This window comes from Saccharobesus litoralis, from assembly GCF_003063625.1.
GTDB lineage: Bacteria > Pseudomonadota > Gammaproteobacteria > Enterobacterales > Alteromonadaceae > Saccharobesus > Saccharobesus litoralis.
The window spans coordinates 1644422-1668299 of sequence record NZ_CP026604.1; the positions used below are offsets into that span (position 1 = coordinate 1644422).

The following is a 23878-nucleotide window of genomic DNA, read 5'->3' on the forward strand; positions in this document are numbered from 1 at the left end:
ATATAAATAGTTAAAGGCAACCGTTAGCTGTATTACTTGTAACCAATCGTTCAAAATCAAATTGGTAATATGTTTGGTTGCGATTTAATGCTAAAGAGAACTGTTTGAAATTTATACAATGCCATATTTTTGATTGCCAGAGCGAGTGAAAGTGTTTGGCATTGTCTTGGGTAATAAGCTGGTGTGACAATGGCATTGCCGCCTGACTATGGCCAACATCTAACCCCATACTATGATCGTATGCCATGATGATAGCCCATGCGGCTTGCATAAAATGTCCGCCAACGGTTGCGGATATGCGTTGCTTTTTGACGGCTTCGATAGCATCGATTGACCAATCGATGCCACCTATTATCCAATTTTTATCCGTAGCTAGCAGCTTTAGCTCTTGCGAAATGGCAATAGCGATTTGATCTGAAGCTGCCCAAATGACATTGCTATTAGGATAGCGTTGAATGGCTTTGCGAATTTGTTGCTTAGCAATAGTTGGGTTCCAAAAAGTATAGAAAACCTGTTTAATTTGCGCTTGGTATTGATTGGCGCTTGTAATCAAGCCATCAGCTCTTTGTTCCGACAGTGATGAATGATCTCCGTTAAATGCTAAAATATTCGGTTGAAGTTCACCATGATTTTTAGACTGCTTTAACAGTGCTGAACCAAGTAATTTTCCAGCCTGCCAATCGTCGTAATATACCTCAGCAAGCCATAAAGGGTATTTCTCTTGCGGTTTACCAACTTGCTTGAACTCGGTTTTATCAATGGCTCTTTCCAAAGTAATAAAGTGCACGCCTTTATCAGTGAGTTGTTCAAATGATGCTGCGGCCTTGCCTCTATGTGGCATAAAAATAACGTAATCATATTTAGTGCTTATGTTGCTGATAAGCTTGTGGTTGGCAAACCTATCGCCACCACCATATTTAACATCCAGTTTAATGTTTAAGTTATTGGCCGCGGCTTTGGCGACTTCTGTGGTTAGATCCCAAAACGGACGTCCTGGTTGATCAGGATTGATTAGCAGTATTTGCGTCGCCTGTGTTGTACAGGCGAATAAAGTCAGAGAAAAAGTTAAGATTAAACGTCCGATCTGTTGGTATATGTCCTTACATATACGCGAAAATTTCATAATTTAGCCAATTGATGCTTTGTAGTTGTCTACCGCTTGGCGCAATGAAGCAAAGGCCATTTGGCTGGTATCTAACGAGTTTAATTTAAGCCATTGATAGCTTGTGATTTCATGTTGCTCTATTTTGATTCGTGGCTTTTTATCTAAATGTGCAACGAATACACAATCCATAGTGTAGTAGGTGATGTCTTTATAGGTGTAGGTATTAGGTAAGCCGCTAAAGTATTGCCATTGATTTATGTCTATTGCCAATTCTTCTTTAATTTCGCGGCTTAGCGCACCTTCTAAAGATTCACCTGGGTCAACGAAGCCACCGGGTAAATCTAGCTGACCTTTACCGGGTTGTTTAGCCCTAACTGTCATTAATATCTCGTCACCACATAAAATGATAGCTGCAGTTGCAGCTGCTACATTGTGGAAATAAGTAAAGTTGCAATCGTCACATTTAAAAAAGCGACGATTTACAAAATCGATTTTATTGCTTTGACAGTTGGGGCATGTGTTAAACATCGTTTATTCCTAATCAATTCTAATACTCGTCATTGTGGCGAACGCCGCAATCTAGTGTCATGGAGGTAAGAAGCATGAGTTGATGAAATCTACCCAAGCGTTGAAAAAGACACTGGATACCTGCTTTTGCAGGTATGACGATTGTTTGAGTATAGTCTTCTCGCTCAGGTCTTATGGTTCATTGTCGGCGCTTACTCTCGACTTTAGCTCCTGCGTCGTTCTAACACCTAAATCCCTTTAGGGGGCCCCAGTCACATAATAGAGCATATGCTCATGGGGTCTCGAAGCTTGACGGCTTTGCCTACATGGATGTAGGTACTTAGGTTTCGTCTGGAACCAGAAACCTGCCCCTAAAATCTGATCGCTTTGACTATAGTAAATGAAGTGATTAAATTACTTCATTTACTACTCAGCTAATCCTTTGATTAGTTTAAGCAACTCTTGGGTTTTGTCATCCATTAGTTGCTTGTCATTTCTAGCTTCTACATTGACTCTTAGTAATGGTTCGGTGTTAGACATACGAACATTAAAGCGCCAGTTTTCAAACTCAATGCCTAGGCCATCGGTGTGGTCGAGTAATTTCGCTTCTTGCTGATAATGGCTCGATAACTCGGTTAAGATAGTAGCGGCATCGTTTACGCGTAGATTAATTTCGCCACTACATGGGTATAAAGCCATGCGCTCACTAACTAGTTGGCTAATGGTTTTTTTGCTATCGGCAATAAGCTGACATATCAATAGCCAAGGAATGGTGCCATTGTCGCAGAAAGCAAATGAACTAAAGTAGTGATGCGCGCTCATTTCGCCACCATAAATGGCTTGTTCTCGACGCATGGTTTCTTTAATAAAGGCATGTCCGGTTTTGCTCATCACAGGTTTGCCGCCCGCTTGTTCAATCATTTCTACCGTATTCCAATATAAACGAGGATCATAAACGATAGGTGAACCGGGTTGTTGCTTAAGTAGCGTTTGTGCGAGCAAGCCAACTAAGTAATAGCCTTCGATAAATTCACCGCTTTCATCAAAAAAGAAACAGCGGTCAAAATCACCATCCCATGCAATACCCAGATCTGCTTTATTGTCGATAACCGCTTGCTGGGTAGCTTGACGGTTTTCAACTAACAGTGGGTTAGGTACGCCATTAGGGAAGTTACCATCCGCTTCATGGTTAAGTTTAATAAATTCAAATGGTAAATGTGGTTCTAATAAATCTATGACTTTACCCGCGCCACCATTACCAGCGTTAACCACAATTTTTAATGGTGGCAGGCTAGCTAAATCAACGTATTTTAATAGATGATCTAAGTAAGCATTTTGTGGGTCTTTATAGCTAATACAGCCTTCAAATTCAGCATCGGTAAATTGATTGGCTTCGGCTAATGCTTGAATTTCGCGCAAGCCACTGTCACCACTGATTGGCTTGGCATCTTTGCCAACGAATTTCATACCATTGTAGTTTTTCGGGTTGTGGCTGGCGGTTACACAAATGCCACCGTCGACATGTTCGTTAAAGGCAGCGAAGTAAATTTCTTCAGTGCCGCATTGGCCAATATTGATTACATCGGCGCCGCCGGCCATTAGGCCTTTGGCGAGAGAATCACATAGTTGCTGACTCGTTAGACGAATATCATAACCAACAGCTACAGCTGAAGGTTTTAAAAACTGTGCATATGCTCGACCAATACGAAAGGCAATATCTTCGTTTAGTTCTTCTGGCACTTTGCCGCGAACATCGTAGGATTTAAAACAGGTTAATGAGGTCATAGTACAAAACCTTTAGCTTAATTTAATTAGGTATAACAATATCAGCAGGTGTTAAAGAACTGGCTGCTGCAATTAAGTAAAAACGACGTAAGCTATTTAATGATTGCCAGGTGGCCATTGTATCATTGCTTAGCATGGAAAATTTTAAGGTTACTTTACCTTTTGGCAGATCTAGCTGACCTATTGGTGCTAAAGCATACTCAGATAACTGGGTAGTAAAGCTGTCGACTTGTTTACCTAGAACATAAGCTGTCATTTTAAAATTAAAGCCAGCTCCAGCATGGCTTAGTTTATCTAACTCAATTCTATATTTGCCAGCTTGTTCAATATCAATTTTGTATTCTGCGAAGTCACCTTTGGCCTTAAAACCGCCTAGTTGATGCGCTTGGCTTTTTACATTACCGCCAGTCCGTGAAGGGCCAAATGCGTTAACGACACCGTATTCTGCATTTACCGGATAAATGGGTGTATCGAAGCTGCCATTAGCAGCAAATATGTTTTGATAAGCTTGCTGCATTTGGGCTTGCATACGCTTGGCGATCTTTGGCTTGGTCGTCACTAGGTTTTTGCTTTCTTGCGGATCGTTTTGCATATCAAATAGCAAATAACCTTGGGTTGGTTTAGGGTAGTGGGGTTCATCCAGTACTGGTCGTTTAATCAACTTATAACGACTGTCGCGTAAGGCAAACATTTGTTTTTCATAGTGCATATTATCGCGTGCGACTGAGTCTATCGGCGTCCATTGGTTAAAATGCTTTTTATCCGACATGACGTCGTGACTGCCAACCAACTGTGGTATTTTGCGTTTAAAAGCCTGGCCTGTTAGCAATGTGCTGCTAAATGATTCGCCATCTAGTGGTAGGTGATTTGTTTCCAGTTTGCTACCCGTCACATCAACTAGAGTAGGGAAGATATCCGTAACGTTGACGTAGGCATTGACAGTCTTGGGTTTAACTTTGGACGGCCAGCGTACAAATAGAGGTGATTTAATACCATTTTGCCAGTTACGCCCTTTCATGCCATGCCAATCATTTGGGTTGCGTTGTTGCCATTCTTTGGTTGTCATTGCGCCATAGTTGCTAGAGCCAAACCAAGGGCCATTATCACTCATAAAAATGACCATGGTGTTGTTGCTTAGCCCGCTTTCGTCCAAGTAGTCGATTAAACGGCCAATATGAAAATCCATTTCTTCAATCATGCCATATAAGTTAGCAATCGCTTCGCGCTGGCCTTTGGCTTTGTATTTATCGACATATTGTTTCGGTGCTAACCAAGGTTCGTGTGGCGCCAAGTAACTTAAATAGGCAAAGAAAGGCTGTTGTTTATTGCGTTCAATAAAGTTGATTGCTTTATCGGTAATCAGCTCAGATACCCATTGCTGGCTTTTGTGTTTTTCAACCTTGCCTTGCTGATTAGGTTGGTAACCATAGGCGTTTTTATGCACGTACAAAGCTGAGTAATAGGCTTCGTCAAAGCCGCGATCCCAAGGGCAATAACCTGGTGTTTTACCTAAATGCCATTTACCCCAGGTGCCTGTTTTGTAGCCATTGTTGGCTAATACATCTGCAATAGTGACTTCGTCTAAGCGCATATAATCGCGGCCACCATGAACGCCAGAAACTCCTGTTTTGTAATAGTGGCGTCCAGTAAGCAAGGCAGCGCGAGTGGTCGCGCACACCGGTGATACGTTGAAGTCACTAAATTGCAGAGATTGTGCCGCAAGTGAATCTAAGCGTGGCGTTTCGATGATGGGGTTGCCATGCAAAGATAAGTCGTCATAACCCATATCATCTGATGTGATTAAAATGATATTGGGTTTGCTGATAGGTTTAGCCGCCGCAGCGTGGCTAGGACCTGAAAACGCCAACATAAGAATTAATGGTCCAGCTAAAATAATGCTAAGCCAAATCAAGGGATCAATCATTTTACGGGTCATGATGGCCACCTTTACATTGCTGTCTTTAATATTGAGAGACGTAAAACTTAATTTTCCGTTGTTACGCATCTGTTTGGTTACAATAGTTTAAGGCTTCACGTGCCGCTATTATTAAATGATATAGGGTGCTGGCTGGCGCAAACTCAGCGATCACTTTATCGTCAGCGTCCAACTGGTCAAAATAGCCGCCTTTAACATCGTTATTTACATAGAATTCCATTAGGACTTCAATGGCCTCGGCAGCATTATCTTCATATTGGGCTTTTAACTCGGCATCGGTAGCTTGCTTAGCTTGAGCAACACTGGCTTTAATTAGCTCAGTCATTGGCCAACAGCGTTTTGTCGCTTTGATGACTTTTCCGGTTTCAGTTGTTTCGTCATATATTAAACCGGTTACATTTTTACCGAAAGCAATGGCATTGTCATAAAGTGTGTTGGCATAACTATCGACTGGAGCAGAAGTACGGTCAGAGTATTCACGCAATAACCACACCCATTCCAACATATGACCTGGCTCAACAATTTTGCCGTGTGTACCAAATTGCGGTGTCCAGTCGGCATTAAAGTATTCTAGCAATACCCTAGCACCGGCATCGTAAAAGTGTGATTCAAACATATTGAATATTTCACCGGCGCGCGCCAACCATTTAGGTTGTTGACTGGCATCGTATAAAGCCATAAACGCTTCAAACAAATGCATATGTGGATTTTGGCGACGTTTGTCTGCACTATAATCACCTTCTAACCAACCGCCTTTTAAACCTTTGATATAACTATCAAGGTTGGCCATCATGGCGTCGGCTTCTTGCATGGCTTTTGTGTCTTCAAATGCTCTAAAGCGCCATGCACATGAAAGTAAGTAGAAAGCTAGGTCATAGGTATCTTGTTTGCTATCAAGAATATTACCTTGTGGACCAAGCAGGTGAGCATAGGTACCAGGTTGTTCAGGATTAGCGCCATAGCGGTTTACAAATTGGTGTAGCTGATTCACTAATTGCTGGCCATTGTCGATCCAACCTAACTCATTCGCCATAGCAAAAACAAACATTTGACGATAATTAACTCTAACACGACGGTTGCATTCTAGATCTGGTTCGCCTTGTAACGTTAAGCGTTCATGAGAACCACCTGTGGTCGCATCAATGCCTTTAGTCGCCCACAAAGGAATTGATTCTTGCTTTAGCCAATTAGCAAACTTAACGCTAACTTGTTGTAATCGTGTCAGTTTTGTCATGTTTATTTTAACCAAAATAATATTGATACCGGTTACATATTATGTGTAAGTTGGTGCTGCATTTGCACTTAAACTTTACCGGCCAGTGTTAATGTTTCGTTATATTAACTATGATACATAATGTAACCGGTTACAAGTCGTTTTTATCAAAAAGTGAACAAATGGAGTTTATAGGATTGAATTGATTGGCAATTTTGTTTGTTGTGGGTGAGCATTTATGCTTACAGAGCCTGCAAAATGCAAGCATAAATGCTCGCCCAGTGTGTTACGAGTTACCAACAGTACAAGGAAGGCTGGAAGGTAACGCAACTATATAAAACATGATGGTTTGGCCCATCCCATCGGCATTCAGGTGCAGGTGGAAACCACCTTATGCGGCATTGGTTAAGAGTCACTGTCGTGAGCGATAAGGGAAAGGCAAACACAATGATTTGTCAGGTGTGAGTTAAAGAGACGAACAGCGTAGGTGTCGAAATATTTAACCGTTGCATCCCGAAACCAAGCTACTGGGTGGAGTTTGGGAAGAGCTTAGAGGCAACCTGATTACCAACTAAGCGGGAGCCGGCAAAGAGCTGACGTGAATTTAACTCGGGGTTTTATATGGAACGTAAGAACCAGTCGTTTTGATGTTAACAGATATCCTCGAATGGAAACCCCATGAGAGCCAAGTCTGAATGCAAAGCACTGGGGCGGAGCAATTCGTAGTAGTGATGATGATAGCTGTAATGGTTATCTAGCGAAGGGATTGCCTCGTTTTAAATGAAACTTTCATCAACTGCTGCAGCAGGAGGAATGATTGAATTCAGCAAAACCATTTAGTATTTCGAAATGGACAGTTTATGAAGCCTGGTTACGTGTAAGAGCCAACGGTGGAGCGGCAGGAATTGATGAGCAATCGATGAGTGATTTTGAACAGGACTTGAAGAAGAACCTGTACAAGATATGGAATCGAATGTCATCGGGCAGCTATTTTCCACCGACGGTGAAGCGTGTCGAAATCCCTAAGGATAAGGGCGTTCGAGTACTAGGCATACCCACGGTATCAGACCGAGTTGCACAGATGGTCGTCAAGATGGAGTTGGAGCCTGAATTAGAATCGGTATTCGATAATGATTCTTATGGTTACAGACCTAATCGCAGTGCACATGATGCATTAGCGATAACGCGCCAGCGGTGTTGGCGATACGACTGGGTGATTGATTTAGATATCAAAGGCTTCTTTGATAACTTGGACTGGGTGTTATTGGGCAAAGCGTTACGCAAACATACCAATAACCCATGGGTATTACTCTATATCGAACGTTGGCTTAAAGCGCCAATGGAAACCTCGGATGGTCAGATAATAGAGCGAACGAAAGGAACACCACAAGGAGGCGTGATAAGCCCATTGCTAGCCAATTTGTTTTTACACTACGCATTCGACAAATGGTTGCGAAGAGAACATCCACATGTTCAATTTGCACGCTATGCGGATGATGCAGTGGTTCACTGTCGTAGTGAGCAAGAAGCAAAGGCGTTAAAGCAAGCTATTGAGCAACGCATGTTAGATTGTTGTCTAGAATGTCATCCAGAGAAAACTAAACTGGTTTACTGCTTTGATGAAGGTAGACAAGAAGCACATGAAGTCATTAGCTTTGATTTTCTTAGTTACTGTTTCAGGCCAAGGTTAGTAAGGAATCGGTGGGGTCGCATGTTTGTTGGCTTTACACCTGCTATTAGCCCTAAAGCGAAACAGAAAATTAGAGAGAAAGTTAAAGCGCTCAAGCTACATAAGCAAACGGGGTTAACGATACAAGAGTTGGCGTATAAGCTTAATCCGATGATAAGCGGGTGGATAAATTACTTCAGTCGGTTTTGGAAAACAGCATTAAGGCCACTTATGTCTTGGATAAACCTTAAATTGTTGAAATGGGCGAAGAAGAAATACAAACGGCTGAAATTCAGTTACCAAAGAGCAAGAAAATGGATGCAAAGGGTGTGTAATACACAACCGTATCTATTTTCTCATTGGCAATTTGGTTGCAGGCCGTAAATGGTGAAACGAGAGGAGCCGTATGAATTGAGAGGTTCACGTACGGATCTGTGAGAGGCTGAGGGGGAAGCTCCCTCGGCCTACTCGACCAAATGCCTATAATTTAACGTTTAGGCGCAGCCGTACTTTCGCGCACCATAAATTCATGCGGAAGTATATATTCTTGCTGACTTAACTCTTGGCCTTCTAACATGCGATGTAAAAGATTCATCGCAGTATGGCCTAGCTCTGTTGCTGGTTGCGCAATAGTGGTTAGGGTAGGGTCGATATATTTGGCGACTTCAAGATCATCAAAACCAGTAACCGAAATATCTTCTGGAATAGAAAGGCCTGCTGATTTAAAGCCTTTCACTGCACCTATGGCCATTTGGTCGTTAAATGCGACTACCGCGGTAGGGCGATGATCCATATGGGTAAACTGTGTCGCAGCATTTAAACCGGACCATTTTGAGTAATCACCCTCGATAACGATTTTATCATCATAAGGGATCCCGGCTTGCTCTAACGCGGCTTTATAACCCTTTAAACGGTTTTTAGAGTGAGCATTGTCACTAAGGCCAGTGATAGCGCCAATTCGAGTATGACCCAGTGAAATCAAGTAATCGACAACGGTTTTTTGTGCTGCCGCGTTATCAATACGCACTGAAGGGTAGGGAGTTCCTACACAGCCACAGGCATTGACAACGGGAAAGTCGGTACCAACGAATGTGCTTTCATCGCCTTCACGGTGCGGACGTAATTGAATAACACCATCGGCTTGGCGGGTATCGATTAGTTTTAAATACTCTTGTTCGCGTTCTAACGAATCTCGTGAATCACCTAATAGGACGTTAAAGCCTTTTTTACGGGCGACATCTTCAATCCCTTTAACCACAGTCGAGAAAAAGGGGTTAGCTAAGTCAGGTACCAAAACGAGAATGGCGTAACTGCGGTGAAAACGGAAATTGCGGGCTAACATGTTGGGTTTGTAGCCGATTTGGTCTATCGCATCCTGCACTTTCTTAAGGGCTTTTTCAGACACTTTTTCAGGGTTGCTTAGTGCTCTAGATACCGTAGCAATAGATACACCGGCAACTTTAGCCACTTCTCGAATATTAGACATAAAACCACTTCCACTTGCTGTAACACTTTTTTAATGTAACCGTTATACACCAGATAAATCGTGGCTGAAAACCGTTACAAACATAAAAAAATTGTACCCGAAGTTGGCGCTAATTCCCAGTTTTTACCTGACCTTGGTAAAGTTTTGAGTTAATTTTTTAACCAGTAAAGTCTGAATTTCATATCATATCGGCTATTTAACTCCTTGTTAAATATAGAAATATCTTATTTGGTTATAACAAACTGATTTTTATCCGGTAAAAATTTTGTAAAAACACTGGAAAATTAAAAGGTAACCGGTTACATTTTAATTAGATGTTAGATTAACTATGACTTGTACTAGTGTCTGGATTTGTAAAAAACAGTCTAAGCTTTTACAAAGTCGATTAGAAATAAAGGTAAATTGAGTATGACAGTGATGACGGACAGACCCGATTTTAAAGAAAAGGTCGGTTATGGCTTGGGAGATTTTGCTTCTTCCATGTTCTGGAAATTATTTTCTGTGTACTTGATGGTGTTTTACACCGACGTATTCGGTATTAGTGCTGCAGCGGTTGGCACTATGTTTTTGTTAACTCGTATTTGGGATACCGCCAACGATCCTATTATGGGTATTTTGTCTGATCGCTTAAATACGCGTTGGGGTAAATTTAGACCTTTCTTGTTATTTGGTGCGGTGCCTTTCGCGGTAATTGGTGTAATGACCTTTACCACCCCTGATTGGTCGGCGGAAGCTAAACTAGTTTATGCGTATGTGACTTACACCTTAATGATGATGGCTTATACGGCTGTTAATGTACCTTATGCCTCGTTACTTGGGGTGATGTCTCCGCATTCTGAAGATAGAACGCAATTAGCATCGTTCCGCATGGTATTTGCTTTTGCTGGTAGTATTTTCGCGTTCTTGCTTATTGATCCATTAATTGATTTCTTTTCTACCTTAGGTACAAGCGAGCCTAATCCACAGCAAGGCTGGATGATGGCAATCGTTGTATATGGTTTTATCGCGGCTATTTTATTTTACGGCACCTTTGCCTTAACTCGTGAACGTGTGCAGCCGCCAGCGGATCAAGAGAACTCACTTAAAGACGACTTAAAGAACCTTTCAAAGAATATGCCTTGGTTTGTATTACTTGGCGCGGCGCTTTCCACTTTGATTTTCAATAGTATGCGTGATGGTTCAGCAGTGTATTACTTTAAGTACACCTTTGCTGTGCAAGAAGTCAGTTTGCTGGGTTTAACCTTGGGTGTTACCACGACTTATTTAGTACTAGGGCAGGCAGCTAATATTTTAGGTGTGATTTTAGCTCAGCCTATTTCTAAATTAATCGGTAAAAAGCAAACCTTTATGTTTGCCATGTTTGGTGCAGCTATCTTTAGTTGTGGTTTCTATTACTTAGATGAATCGACTTTCTGGTTAATCCTAGTATTACAGTGTGTTGTTAGTATGTGTGCGGGCATTATCTTCCCATTGTTATGGTCAATGTACGCCGATATTGCTGATTATTCTGAGCATACAACAGGGCGTCGTGCGACAGGCTTAATTTTCTCTTCGTCTTCATTTTCACAAAAAATGGGATGGACATTAGGCGGCGCGTTAACCGGCTGGACGCTAGCTTGGTTTGGCTATGAAGCTAATGTAGAGCAAACCGAGCAGGCCAAAGAGGGTTTACGTTTAATGATTAGTTATATCCCGGCAATTGGTGCTTTGTTATCAGGTTTATTTATTGCCTTTTACAAGTTAACCGATGACGTGGTAGCCAATATCAATCAAGAGTTGGCGTTAAAGAGAGCTTAGTGTTGTAGGCGAGCATTTATGCTTGCGAATGGCTGTAAAGCCAAACCAATGCAAGGCTACCAAAAGTAGGGGCTTGCAAGCCAAGCCTTGCCTACGATAAATATGTAACCGGTTTATTTTTAATTTGTTTTTCAGTTTGTATTTAGAGGAAAAAACATGAGTGATTTTCAACAACGTTTGCAAGGTTTACAGGCAGAGCAAGCGGCATTATTAGAGACTCCAAATCAGCCTACGGCTAAAACTAACGGTATTTATCAGCGTTACAGCAACCCAATTGTGACACCTGAGCATATCCCATTGACGTGGCGCTACGATTTTAATGAAGCGACTAACCCATATTGCATGGAGCGTATCGGGGTTAACGCAACGTTAAACTCGGGTGCTATCAAGTTCAACGATAAATACGTAATTGTTGTGCGTGTTGAAGGTAATGATCGTAAATCTTACTTTGCTGTAGCTGAAAGTGACAACGGTGTTGATGGTTTCACATTCTGGGATCGCCCAATCACTATGCCAGAAACCGACCGTCCAGATACTAACGTTTACGATATGCGTTTAACTCAACACGAAGATGGCTATATCTACGGTTTATTCTGTACTGAGCGTAAAGACGAAAATCATCCAGAAGATACGTCAGCAGCTGAAGCGCAATGCGGTATTGCTCGTACTAAAGACTTAGTCACTTGGCAGCGTTTACCTGACTTAATTACCTATTCAGGTCAACAACGTAACGTGGTTTTACACCCAGAATTCGTTGATGGTAAATATGCATTATATACACGTCCGCAAGATGGTTTTATCTCTGTTGGCGGCGGCGGTGGTATCGGCTGGGGTTTAAGCGAGTCGATGGAAAATGCTGAAGTTAAACAAGAAGTGATTGTAGATACTAAGATCTACCACACCATTAAAGAAGTGAAAAATGGTCAAGGCCCTGCGCCAATTAAAACTGAGCAAGGTTGGTTGCATTTAGCACATGGTGTGCGTAACACGGCTGCTGGTTTACGCTATGTGTTGTATGTATTTATGACTGAGTTAGATCGCCCTTGGGTTGTTACTCATAGCCCCGCAGGTCACTTTATTGCGCCTGAAGGAGCAGAGCGTGTTGGTGACGTGTCAAACGTAGTATTCAGCAATGGTTGGATCGCAGACGATAATGGTGATGTATTTATTTATTACGCATCATCAGATACTCGTATGCATGTAGCGACTAGTTCAGTTAAACAACTTGTTGATTACGCGATGAATACGCCAGAAGACGGATTACGTTCAGCGACGTCTGTACAAGCGATTAATGCGTTAATCGATCAAAATTCTTAATGGAGTTAGGCTATGTTGCAACCAGTTAGTACTCAGCTTGAAACATTAAAGCAAGAATTTGCAACCGAGCTGCAAAACATTACCGATTGGTGGTATGACAATACCCAGGACAATGAGCAGGGCGGATTTATTGGCGAAGTTTCTCATAACGGGGAACGCATTCATAAAGCCAATAAAGGCATTATTTTAAATACGCGACTTCTTTGGTATTTCAGTGAAGCCGCTTATTTTACTGGTTGCGACAAGGCCAAAGCCATGGCTGATCGCGCCTTTGATTATTTGTTAACTTATTTCGACGATAAAGAGTTAGGTGGAGTCGTTTGGGAGCTAGATTACCAAGGCAATTTAGTCGATGGTAAAAAGCAAACCTATGCGCAATCTTTCGCTATTTACGGCTTATCGTCTTATTACCAGTTAACTAAGAATCAAACGGCTATCGATAAGGCTTTGGCTTACTTTGATTTATTAGAAGCCAAAACTCATGATGATAACCGAGGTGGTTATTTAGAAGCATTCTCACGTGAGTGGCAAGAAATCGAAGATATGCGTCTTAGTGAAAAAGACGCCAACTTGCCAAAAACCATGAATACCCATTTGCATGTGTTAGAGGCTTACGCCAACCTGCAAAAGATCTACCCGACTAATAAAGTCGCGGGAGCTTTAAAGCGCTTAATCGGTTATTTCCAAGGTTCAATTGTTGATCATTCTAGCTACCATTTACGCTTATTTATGTGTCGTAACTGGGGTGATCACTCAGAGGCCTATTCATATGGCCATGATATTGAAGCCAGCTGGTTGATCCATAAATCGTTAAAAGCGTTAAAACATCCGGCTACCACAGTGCAAGTGATGCCAACCGTGATCAAACTAGCCGAAACCTGCTTGGCTGAGGGTATAGGAGAGCATGGTCAGGTACTAGATGAAATAGACATCAGTACAGGCAAAGTTCACGCAGAAAGCTGTTGGTGGATCCAAGCTGAAGCGATTGTTGGCTTTTTAAATGCCTATCAAGCCACTGGCAATCAAGCATTTTTTGATGCCGTGATTGATATTTGGCAATTTACCAAAAAATACCATATCGACGCAGAGAACGGCGAATGGCATTGGTTATCGACACTGGATCAAGACGATAACTACGACATATATAAAGCGGGCTTTTGGAAAGGTCCTTACCATAATGGTCGCGCAATGATGGAAGCGATTAAACTTCTAAAGAGCATACATTTATGATCAAGCACACACACACACTACCTTTATTATTTGCCGCCGCTAGCTTGTTGTTAACTGCCTGTGGGGCAGGCTCACAAAATACGGCTGCAAATAATCAAGCTTCTTCGTCAGCAACTGTGAGTACTGAGAGCAAAACGGATAAACCTCAGTATGCTGACAGCAAAAGCTTTAAACACTTTATTACTCGTGAGGGTCATCAACTTAAAGAAGGTGACAAGGAATTCCGCTTTGCCGGGATTCATGCACCAGAGTTGCACCGCATAGAAAACGATGCTCGTGGCAAATGTAAAGCCGATCCGCGAGGTTGGGGACAATACTTCCAATGGCCAACCGCAGACGAGCAAGAGAATTGGATTAAAGCTTTAGCTAAATCTGGCCACAAAGCGATGCGCGTTTATGTGTTATCCATTGAACACGAAACTGACTTAGCTTGTGAGCGCGAAACTCATATTCTTAAGCCGTTAACCCCAGGCGGAATGCCACGTTTTAACGAAAAAGCCATGCAGGTTTATGACCGCATGATAGCTTTATCAGACGAACATGGTTTACGTTTAATCTTGCCATTTATTGATCACTGGCATTGGTGGGGTGGTCGTGAACAATTAGCTGAATTTTATGGCGAAACCAAAGACGATTTTTACGATATAAACAGTAAAACGTACCAAGCTTATTTATACATAATCGATCAGGTGATTAATCGTAAAAACACCATTACAGGCCGTTTGTATAAAGATGAAAAAGCTATTATGGCTTGGGAAACCGGCAATGAGTTAAAAACTACCACGGCAGAGTTTTTGGCTAAAACCGCAGCCTATATTAAATCGTTAGATAGCAACCATTTAGTGATTGATGGTACTTATACCAAGATCAATGAGTTCGCGTTAAATGACGATAATGTCGATATTATTTCCAACCATTACTATTCGAATGTCGGCAATAACAACCCTGAGCAAGTCTTAAAAGATTTAAAAGCGATTGATGGTAAAAAGCCCTATTTTATTGGCGAGTTTGGATTGCTGAGTGCAACTGAACTGGGCGAAATCATGAATGCAGCGGTTAACACCGAATACAATGATGCAAAAGCAGTTGGCGCGTTTATCTGGGGCTTCCGCGGCCATAGACACAATGGTGGTTTTTACTGGCATCGTGAATGGACAGGTCACTACAGCTATCATTTACCAGGCTTCCCTGAAAGTGATTCAAATGAAGAAATGGCAATCGTCGATATCGTGCGTAAAGCGCAAGCAGATATGGCGGGTTTAGATGTAGTACCTGCATTACCAGCACCAGAAGCACCAAAACTTCGCCCGATTAAGAGTAACGGTGCGGTTAATTGGTTAGGAGCGCCATTAGGACGTCATTACACCATAGAACGATCAACCCGTGCTGATTCAGGTTGGCAGGTGATTGCTAAAAATGTGTCGGATGGTAAGAACGAATATGATCCTGCCAAAGATGACCTGTATATCGATACTGGCGCAGAAGCAGGTAAAACCTATTACTATCGCGTTACAGCACATAATGAAAGCGGCGACTCAAAACTGTCAAATGTGCAAAAAGTTACGTACAAGAAGTAGAGTACTAGGTCGCTAAATTTGTAGGTCGCACGCTTGCGTCGACAATTTTCAGTACGCAATGTTGGGCACTAATATTGCGTACTGAACTCCTGAATGCGGCTAATTGTAAGTTCGAAGTTTATGTGAAAAATCAAGTGGTTCATGCAATAACCTTAGCAACTAATATGTAAATCCAGGTATGTCTAAATGTTGATTTGTAGCTTCAAACTATTCCCTTAAAAGCAGACTTATTCTAAATAACACTAATACAACTTTGATTGGCGGATTAAAATCTTTTCTTTTAAAAAGATAACAACGGGATATGAAAAAACAGCTTTTAGGGATAGCCCTTTCTTCACTGTCATTATTTAGTTACGCTGAAATGGATATTTATGCTGAGTTGCTTGTCGGCCAATCTAGTTATAAATTAGATTCGCAAATGAAACAGGGAAATAAAGATTACAATTATTCAACTTCGTTAGATGCGACATCTTATGGTTTGCGGCTAGGTCTTGATATATCAGAGCATTTTGCACTCGAGATCGCAGCACATCAGCATGGCTCAGCAGATTTAGACTATGTACTTTACGCCTCTCAAGTAGTAACTGGTCCACCTGATGCATTTGGCAATGTCGATCTCATTGTTCTAGATCCAAAATTTGATGTCCCTTATGACACGTCTATGCCTATTGAGTTGCAATCAGTGCGCCTTGGAGTAAAGGGGCAGTGGAAAATAACTGAAAGTATGTTTTTCAATGGCCGCCTAGGTATTGCGAATTGGCGATTTAATAACTTTATTTACCAAAGACCCCCAGACAACAGTATGGCTTTATATCATGAGCGAAGCGGTGCAGATATATATTATTCGGTTGGAACTGATTACTACTTGACTGACAATTTTTACCTAGGTTTGGAATATTCGTTGCTAAATGTTAGCGAAAATTTTAATGATCATGAGTTATTCGAAGGCTGGGAGTTGGTCGATGGTTCATTTGAGCATGCTATCACCGATTTATCTTTAGTGGTTGGTTGGAATTTTTAGGCAAATTTTGTTTAAGTTAATATAAAATCGCCTATACGGTCAGCATTGGTTTAATTTATTCGACCAATGCTTGCTGTGTATTCAGCTCATGGTTGTAATCTCAACATTAAAACTAGCCACGAAGTGGTGTAAGACACCTTCAATAACTACCCAGGCTACCAATATTTCTAACTTTTAGGCGCTGGCGTAACGTAAGCCTGCGTTCCCCATAAAGGTACGGTTGATAAGCTATGTTTAAAGCTGCCTGATGTTTCTTTGGTTGAATAAGATACATACATTAATGTTTGGCTGCTGGCATCGAAGATCCGCCGTACTTTCATATTTTTCATAAAAATACTTTTCGATTTTTTGAATACCACTTCACCAGATTTCGACTTATCTATGCTAGCTATCATGGCTGGTGTAATCGCTCCGGTTTGACGACACGAAATAGAGCTATCACTAGGGTCTGACAAGCTTAAATCGGCTTCAATTGACGCTACATGACAGGTGACACCAGGGATTTTCGGATCTGTCATTTGATCTAATTTAATATCTTTAGTGGTAAACAAGCCAAGTGACACATCACCTACTTCATTATCGGAGCAAGCGACTAAACTGCTAACTGATAGCACTGTAGCAAAAGCTAATAAGGTTTTGGTTTTCATATGGTTAGGAAATTGAGTATTAGAGGCTGGCTAAAGTTTAACATAGAGACTTTTGTTCGATAGAGGTATTCGCTGTCATCAAACTGATTAATGAGGTGGTTTAGCGATTATATTGTAGATACCATCTCTCTATACCGGTCTCAAGTACTAATTTATGTTACTTGAGGCTGATAATTTGTTTGTGTTTTGACCACGCCAAAACATATTTGTGCAAGCTTTCGCATCGCAGCGCCCAAGGCTTCCATTTTCGTTTTTCCTTTGGCTAATAAGCGCACTTTCTGTGCCCTTATATCTGGATTATGCTGGCTAGCAACAACCGCTGCCATATACAATTTTTCTCTTATGTAACCCGGCCCTTCTTTGCTCAAGGTCGTTTTTCCAGCTCGCTTTCCGGACTCTTTCATCTTAGGAATTAACCCCAAATAAGCCGATAATTGCTTTGCATCCTTAAAATCTTTACTGGCAAATAAGCTCACCATAATCCTAGAAATAACTGGACCCACACCTTTGATAGTTAATAAGAAATCTCTGTTTTTTCCTAAATCTGGGTGACGGTCAATATGGTCATCAATCTCTTCTGTGAGCTTATTAATTTCTTCTTTTAACGCTGAAATCATGTTTTCTAATGATTCAATTACACGTTTTGATGCACTTGAAAAATCAGCCGCTTCAAATCGATTTTCTTCTCGTTGTAAATCTTTCTCTAGTGCTTCCAATCGACGCAACATAGCTCTTAACTCCCTGAATTCCTTGGCCTCTGGCTGCCAATGAGATAAAGAATACTGTCTGTCGTGGCCATACCTCGCTAGCATTATCGAGTCTGATTTATCTGTCTTGTGAACCAAATCTAAGGCCTGAGCATACTTGTATGCTTTACCAGGATTAGCTTGTTGTAAAATAAAGCCTTTTGCATGTAAAAAATACATCAAGGGTTCACTATAAACACCGGTTGGTTCAACGGTGATAACAATCTCTTGAGGTGTTAAACCTGTATTTTTAAGTAACCATTCGGCTAATGCTTCATGGCCTTTAGAGGTGTTTTTTAACACCTTTGTTTTCTTTTTATTTGTGGTGACATCACGAAGCCAACACACGTCTAATTTATCTTTACTAACATCAATGCCTGTAAAAGCCTTCATCTCTATTTACTCCCCTTGTACATGCAGCGTCAAGCGCTTGGATACCATTCAGTTTTATGGAGGTTAGGAAGCCAGGGTATAATCTACAAAACATCATTTTCTGATAAGACGAGCAACATACTTCACTGGCTTCCCGATGTGATAAGTGCTAGCTAAACACCTATCACAGAGAGATACAAGGCGAGCATTTATGCTTGCACGGTTGCAGGTACTTAAGATTTGTCGGGAACAAAATCTTGTATGCTTACATAACCCCAAGCCTTTTGGTGGCGATTTTATAATTAATATGCAGATAAAAAAGCCCTTAAAGCAAGGTGACCACATTGTGCTTTAAGGGCTGTGCAACTAGGTAGTTGGTATTAAAAGGAACAAAAGTCCTGACAATATAGTCTTCTCACTCAGATTTTATGGTTCATTGTCAGCGCTTACTCACCCCAATCACATAATAGAGCATATGCTCATGGGGATTCGAAGCTTGACGGCTTCCCCTAAAACCTGATCGCTTTGACTATAATATGCGGATAAAAAAGCCCTTAAAGCAAGGTGACCACATTGTGCTTTAAGGGCTGTGCAACTAGGTAGTTGGTATTAAAAGGAACAAACGTCCTGAAAATAAAAAGCCCCTAAACCTGGCGTACACTCCAAGTTTAGGGGAGGGACAGTCACGAGACACAACTGTAAGAACTGGGTTAACCGGTTACATTTTTGCAACAACTAATTGGTTTTTTTTTGCATCATTGTCAGATTCAATATCTAGCCATAATTCTTTTCGATCTAGCGGTGTTGCTGCAGGTAAGTTAGGGTTTTTGATTCTAAATACCTTTCGTTCCGACAAGTTAGCGAGTTTCAACGCGGCTTTTATATGAGGAGTGTTGTAAAACACCTTATCAAATTCGCCATTAGCTACCGCGCGGTTTAAACCTTGGCGCAGCATATTGGCTAAAGCGACGTCGTCTTTGCCTGTGAAGAAGTACATAGCCATAGGGTAAATTAGGAGAATTTGCTTCTCGACTGCGAGTTGTAGATCTTGGCGACTTTGCACCTCAGACCAAGGCTCGTGTACTGCTAACGGAAAATAATCAAAACGTTCACCATCCACCATGTAAAACAAGCTTTCTTTCTTTAACGGGGTGACGACAGGTAAGTCGGCATTTTTTAAGATTGAGGTATCGCCCCAAAATCGACCTTGCCCGGCTTTAAACTGCTGTAGGTCAGCAAAGGTATTAATTGAACTGAATCGCGCCTGATCATTAGCGCGAATGATAAATATACGATGGCCTTGTAGCCCCTTTAACAACGGAATACGAATTGGGTTTAGACGCTCTTCGTAGTCAGGCGTTGTACCAGCCCACATAATTGACAAGCGGCCGTCATTAAGGCGTATTGCCTGCTGTTGCTGATTAAGCTTTTGGTTAATCTCTTCGGTTTTATATTTATGGCCGTTGTCAGCATGTTTAATCGCTAGTTTTATTAGCTCACTAAAGTATTGATCTTGAGCAGATTGAATAGGTAAGTGGCTAATAACTTGGGTTTCTTTGGCTTCAAGCTGAATTGATAGGCCTACGGCTACTAGCACTAACACATGTAGAAATTTAAAACGACTTAACATAATAACCTCAAAGCTAATATTGGAGCCGGTTACCTTTATTGTTTTAAACACTGTTTAATACAATTCAGGTTTTATCCCTAGCGACTCGTTGTCACTGTTTGTGTGTACCACAACATTTGATGTTGCGACTTTGTTAATAGTAAAGCATAATGTGTAACCGGTTACAAACTAAATTAGCAATTAATTTGTTTGAGTATGATGCTTGTAACGCCCGGTTTACGGCTATTAATTTGTAAGTTGATGATTTTAATAAGATTAAACAAAATAAAACTAGAAAGATTATTTGGTTATAAATGTAACCGGTTACTATTTGTTTAGGTTAGGTAGAAAGTTAAAAGTAGATTGAGAGGTTAAGTCTCAATTGGTGGTATCAAAAAATAAGATGAACTGCAGGAGTTCAAGTAAATGAAAAATTTAGTGTTTTGGTCAGTTACGGTCGCAATGGCCGGCTTTTTGTTCGGCTTTGATACTGCAGTGATTTCTGGTGCAGACAAGCCAATTCAAACTTTATGGAATACTTCACCTCTAGTTCATGGAGCCTTGATAATGTCCTCCGCGCTATGGGGGACAGTATTAGGTGCACTAACTGGCAGTATTCCATGCGATAGATTCGGACGTAGAACAACCCTAATCTTAGTTGGTGTTTTATATCTAGTTTCAGCCTTGGGTTCAGCGTTAGCGACCGATCCTTATACCTTTAGTCTTTTTAGGTTTTTAGGCGGTATTGGTGTTGGTATGTCCACCATAGTGGTGCCTGCTTATATAACAGAGATTGCACCTAATCAGCATAGAGGCAAACTAGTTGCTTTGTACCAGTTTCAATTAGTATTCGGTATTTTGATCGCGTTTTTATCTAACTATTTATTATCAGGTGTGATCAGCCACGATTGGCGTTTAATGCTTGGGGTTGAGGCTATTCCGGCGGCAGCCTTCTTATTGTTAGTGCTAAAAGTTCCAGAAAGTCCGCGCTGGTTATATTTGTTTAAGAATAAAACCGACCAAGCTAAACAAGTCTTAAATCGTTTGTACACTGAACCGCAGGAAGTAGAAGCCGTTCTGCAAGAATATAAAGCAGGTTTAAGCCAAACAAAAGCTAAGTTGTTTAGCAAACCATTCGCTTTTTCCGCTTTACTTGTTTTCTTACTGGCGTTTTTTAATCAAGTCTCAGGTATTAACTTTGTAATCTATTTTGCCCCACGCATTTTCGAGTTGGCTGGCTTAGATACGTCTGCGGCTTTATTGTCTTCAACTGGAATTGGATTGACTAACTTACTATTTACTATGTTGGGTGTTTATTTAATCGATAAATTAGGGCGTAAGCCTTTAATGCTAATAGGTTCGATTGGCTATATTTCTTCATTAGCGGTTATTGCCTATGCCTTTAGTCATGATCTTGGTGGCATCACAATCGCTATGTTTGTGTTTGCCTTTATTGCTTCGCATGCGGTCGGGCAAGGCGCTGTGATTTGGGTATTTATTGCTGAAATTTTTCCAAGTTCATTGCGTACCAAAGGTCAAGCATTGGGCTGCGGAACACACTGGGTATTTGCTGCGATTATTACCCTGGTTATGCCTTGGTGTTTAACTCAATTTTCCGCTAGTGGCATATTTACCTTCTTTGCCGCTATGATGATATTACAGTTATTGTTTGTGTTGTTTTTAATGCCAGAAACAAAAGGCCGCTCGTTAGAGGTTGTGTCTGACAAAGTGGATGATGTGGAAGAGCGTGGGAAAGTCGAGGCTGCTGTTGGTTAAAACAGAGTTGTTAATCATCTGTAGGCGAGACTTCAGTCTTGCTCTTTTGGATTTGGTTTGCCAACGAGGGTTCGGTTTGCAGGCTCTGCAAGCTTAAAAGCTCGCCTACAAGAGACTGGTTTGCAGGCAAATGTTCGGCATAAGGCAAATAGATAATTTATAGGAGCTAAAGATGCGAACTGCATCCTTACTTTATTCAAATGAACAATTGATTGATATAAGTCGCGATTTTTATCGAGCGTTACAACTTGGATTGCAAGATGATAAGCAACCTATTCGTTGCTTGCCGACTTATATCAACCCAGATTTTGGCCGTTATCAAGGCCAAGTTTATGTATTGGATCTGGGAGGTTCAAACTTGCGTGCTGCGCGTGTCGAATTAACCGAAGATGGCGCGATTTTAGCGAGTGAAGTTAAAGAATTTGTTATGCCTTGGCTGCGTGGAGAAATATTTTCCAAAGCCGATTATTTACATTGCTTGGCTCGTGCTATTGATGCTGTGCGTATTAATAATAGTTTGCCATTGGCGTTTTGTTTTTCGTTTCCTTGTACCAGCCTGACAAGTGGTGATGCGGTACTTAATAAATGGACGAAAGGATTGTTTGTTCCAGATACCGAGGGGCAAAGCGTTACCCAAGATCTATTAGCGTTGTTAGACTCTGAGTATCAGTTAGCGATTAGTGGGGTGCAAATCGTAAATGATACCGTCGCTAGTTTATTAGCTGGACTTAGTGGCAATTCCGACAACGTTGACGTCAGTTTTGGAGGCTATTTAGGCTTGATTGCCGGTACTGGTTTTAATATTGCGACTATGATGCAAGTGGGGGAGGTTGCTAAACTTGAAAATGCCTCGCTTGCTAAGCAACAACCCATTCCGATTAATTTAGAATGTGGTAACCATAAGCCTCTGATGTTGGCTGATTGCGATAATGTATTAGACGCAGCATCAGAGCTACCTGGGCAACAGCAGCTAGAAAAAGCCTGTGCCAGCATGTATTTAGCGCGGTTATTTAATATATTATCCGACGATGTAAAAGTAGACGCGAGTGAGGGTGCTAAGGCATTTTCTGCTGTAGTAAAAAACCATGGTATTGATTCTACTCCTGGGCAAATAGCTACTCAGCTTTACGAACGCTCGGCGCAATTAACTGCCTGCAGTTTAGTAGCTAACTTGCTGCTATTAAGTGATAGTCGTCAGATTGATAGTATAAAAGTAGTGGCCGAAGGCGGCTTGTTTTGGAGTCAGTTAACTCCTCAACATACCTATGAGCACTTAACCCAAAACTACATAAAACAGCTGGTATCTGAGCTAGGACTAGATACTGAATTCGTTATCAAAAGAGTAGAGCACGCTAACCTATTGGGCTCGGCAATGGCTTTGAATTTGGCTAGTTAAGTATTATTTATTGGATTTTATATCTAAGGACTTAAATTCGTAATTTGGGTCGATTTCATATCGACAAATATTGTAATAGCTGGAGGAAATTCGGCTTTGCAATATATCTTGTGTGCTCTTCGGCTTAAGTCAAAATATCCTCCTGTAGGTGGCCGATGCTTATTCCAGAACGCTCGGCACTTCCTAGTTCCCTGTAGGTGCAGATTTATCTGCATAACACTAAAGTATCCGCTAACACAGGTTAAACCACCGCAAGCCTTGGTGCTGACTGTCTTTGATAGCTATCTCTAGGTTAAAACTGGTGTTTATGTAATTGGTTAGGCACTACAGGAACAGCGCACGGCGACCTACAATATTGAACAAACCACGACCCTAAAAGCTCTCTAAAATTTATTAACATATCTATAAACACACCCTTAATGTAACCGGTTATAATATTTACATATAGAATATTGTGATATTTTACATAGACCCTTTCGAGTTGAATTTATCTTTTTAAGATATTGAATTTAATAATAAAAATATCAATCAAGGATTTCATTTTAAATGTTTCAATATAGTTATTTGCAATATACATTTTGACAACATAAATGTAACCGGTTACTTTTATTTATGTAGTCAAAGCGATCGGGTTTTAGGGGAAGCCGTCAAGCTTCGAGACCCCATGAGCATATGCTCTATTATGTGAT

17 protein-coding genes are annotated in these 23878 nt (G+C 41.2%); 8 read left to right on the forward strand and 9 right to left on the reverse strand.

Going from position 1 to position 23878, the window contains the following annotated elements; all coding sequences use genetic code 11:
• Positions 1–10: 10 nt before the first annotated feature.
• From C2869_RS05805 to C2869_RS05825, 5 genes are all read right to left on the reverse strand, one after another.
• Positions 11–1123, reverse strand: a complete 1113-nt coding sequence (locus C2869_RS05805) for an ABC transporter substrate-binding protein (protein WP_108602055.1) — start codon at positions 1121–1123, stop codon at positions 11–13.
• Positions 1124–1126: 3 nt separating this feature from the next.
• Positions 1127–1633, reverse strand: coding sequence for an NUDIX hydrolase (locus C2869_RS05810; protein ID WP_108602056.1), 507 nt, complete (start codon positions 1631–1633; stop codon positions 1127–1129).
• A gap of 405 nt (positions 1634–2038) precedes the next feature.
• Positions 2039–3397: a phosphohexomutase domain-containing protein gene (locus C2869_RS05815; RefSeq protein WP_108602057.1), complete on the reverse strand. Its 1359-nt coding sequence runs from the start codon at positions 3395–3397 to the stop codon at positions 2039–2041.
• A gap of 22 nt (positions 3398–3419) precedes the next feature.
• Entirely contained in the window at positions 3420–5333 is a 1914-nt protein-coding gene (locus C2869_RS05820; RefSeq protein ID WP_228710776.1) for a sulfatase-like hydrolase/transferase, read from the reverse strand.
• Between the two features lie 61 nt (positions 5334–5394).
• Complete coding sequence (locus C2869_RS05825; RefSeq protein ID WP_108602058.1) at positions 5395–6567, reverse strand: AGE family epimerase/isomerase; 1173 nt, start codon at positions 6565–6567, stop codon at positions 5395–5397.
• Between the two features lie 796 nt (positions 6568–7363).
• Between C2869_RS05825 and ltrA the strand changes: the two genes are divergently transcribed.
• Positions 7364–8599: a group II intron reverse transcriptase/maturase gene (gene ltrA, locus C2869_RS05830; RefSeq protein ID WP_108601131.1), complete on the forward strand. Its 1236-nt coding sequence runs from the start codon at positions 7364–7366 to the stop codon at positions 8597–8599.
• Positions 8600–8702: 103 nt separating this feature from the next.
• Here the strand turns inward: ltrA and C2869_RS05835 are convergent, their stop codons facing one another.
• Positions 8703–9701, reverse strand: a complete 999-nt coding sequence (locus tag C2869_RS05835; RefSeq protein WP_108602059.1) for a LacI family DNA-binding transcriptional regulator — start codon at positions 9699–9701, stop codon at positions 8703–8705.
• A 408-nt stretch (positions 9702–10109) separates the two neighbouring features.
• On the opposite strand from C2869_RS05835, the gene C2869_RS05840 reads away from it, so the two are divergent.
• From C2869_RS05840 to C2869_RS05860, 5 genes are all read left to right on the forward strand, one after another.
• A complete protein-coding gene (locus tag C2869_RS05840) occupies positions 10110–11498 on the forward strand; it encodes an MFS transporter (protein WP_228710777.1) in 1389 nt (462 codons plus the stop codon).
• A 156-nt stretch (positions 11499–11654) separates the two neighbouring features.
• Entirely contained in the window at positions 11655–12815 is a 1161-nt protein-coding gene (locus C2869_RS05845) for a glycoside hydrolase family 130 protein (RefSeq protein WP_108602060.1), read from the forward strand.
• Positions 12816–12827: 12 nt separating this feature from the next.
• Positions 12828–14045, forward strand: a complete 1218-nt coding sequence (locus C2869_RS05850; protein WP_108602061.1) for an AGE family epimerase/isomerase — start codon at positions 12828–12830, stop codon at positions 14043–14045.
• A complete protein-coding gene (locus C2869_RS05855) occupies positions 14042–15622 on the forward strand; it encodes a glycoside hydrolase 5 family protein (protein WP_108602062.1) in 1581 nt (526 codons plus the stop codon). Before C2869_RS05850 ends, C2869_RS05855 begins: the two co-directional genes overlap by 4 nt.
• A gap of 301 nt (positions 15623–15923) precedes the next feature.
• Positions 15924–16643, forward strand: a complete 720-nt coding sequence (locus C2869_RS05860; protein WP_108602063.1) for an outer membrane beta-barrel protein — start codon at positions 15924–15926, stop codon at positions 16641–16643.
• Between the two features lie 167 nt (positions 16644–16810).
• Here the strand turns inward: C2869_RS05860 and C2869_RS05865 are convergent, their stop codons facing one another.
• The 3 genes from C2869_RS05865 to C2869_RS05875 form a co-directional block, all read right to left on the reverse strand.
• A complete protein-coding gene (locus tag C2869_RS05865; protein ID WP_108602064.1) occupies positions 16811–17290 on the reverse strand; it encodes a CreA family protein in 480 nt (159 codons plus the stop codon).
• 152 nt (positions 17291–17442) lie between these two features.
• Positions 17443–18429, reverse strand: coding sequence for an IS110 family RNA-guided transposase (locus C2869_RS05870; protein ID WP_108602065.1), 987 nt, complete (start codon positions 18427–18429; stop codon positions 17443–17445).
• A gap of 697 nt (positions 18430–19126) precedes the next feature.
• Positions 19127–20089: a diguanylate cyclase gene (locus tag C2869_RS05875; protein ID WP_159084057.1), complete on the reverse strand. Its 963-nt coding sequence runs from the start codon at positions 20087–20089 to the stop codon at positions 19127–19129.
• A 354-nt stretch (positions 20090–20443) separates the two neighbouring features.
• On the opposite strand from C2869_RS05875, the gene C2869_RS05880 reads away from it, so the two are divergent.
• Together C2869_RS05880 and C2869_RS05885 are read left to right on the forward strand one after the other, a co-directional pair.
• A complete protein-coding gene (locus C2869_RS05880; protein ID WP_108602067.1) occupies positions 20444–21793 on the forward strand; it encodes a sugar porter family MFS transporter in 1350 nt (449 codons plus the stop codon).
• A gap of 172 nt (positions 21794–21965) precedes the next feature.
• Complete coding sequence (locus C2869_RS05885; protein WP_108602068.1) at positions 21966–23189, forward strand: hexokinase family protein; 1224 nt, start codon at positions 21966–21968, stop codon at positions 23187–23189.
• The last annotated feature ends 689 nt before the right edge of the window (positions 23190–23878 follow it).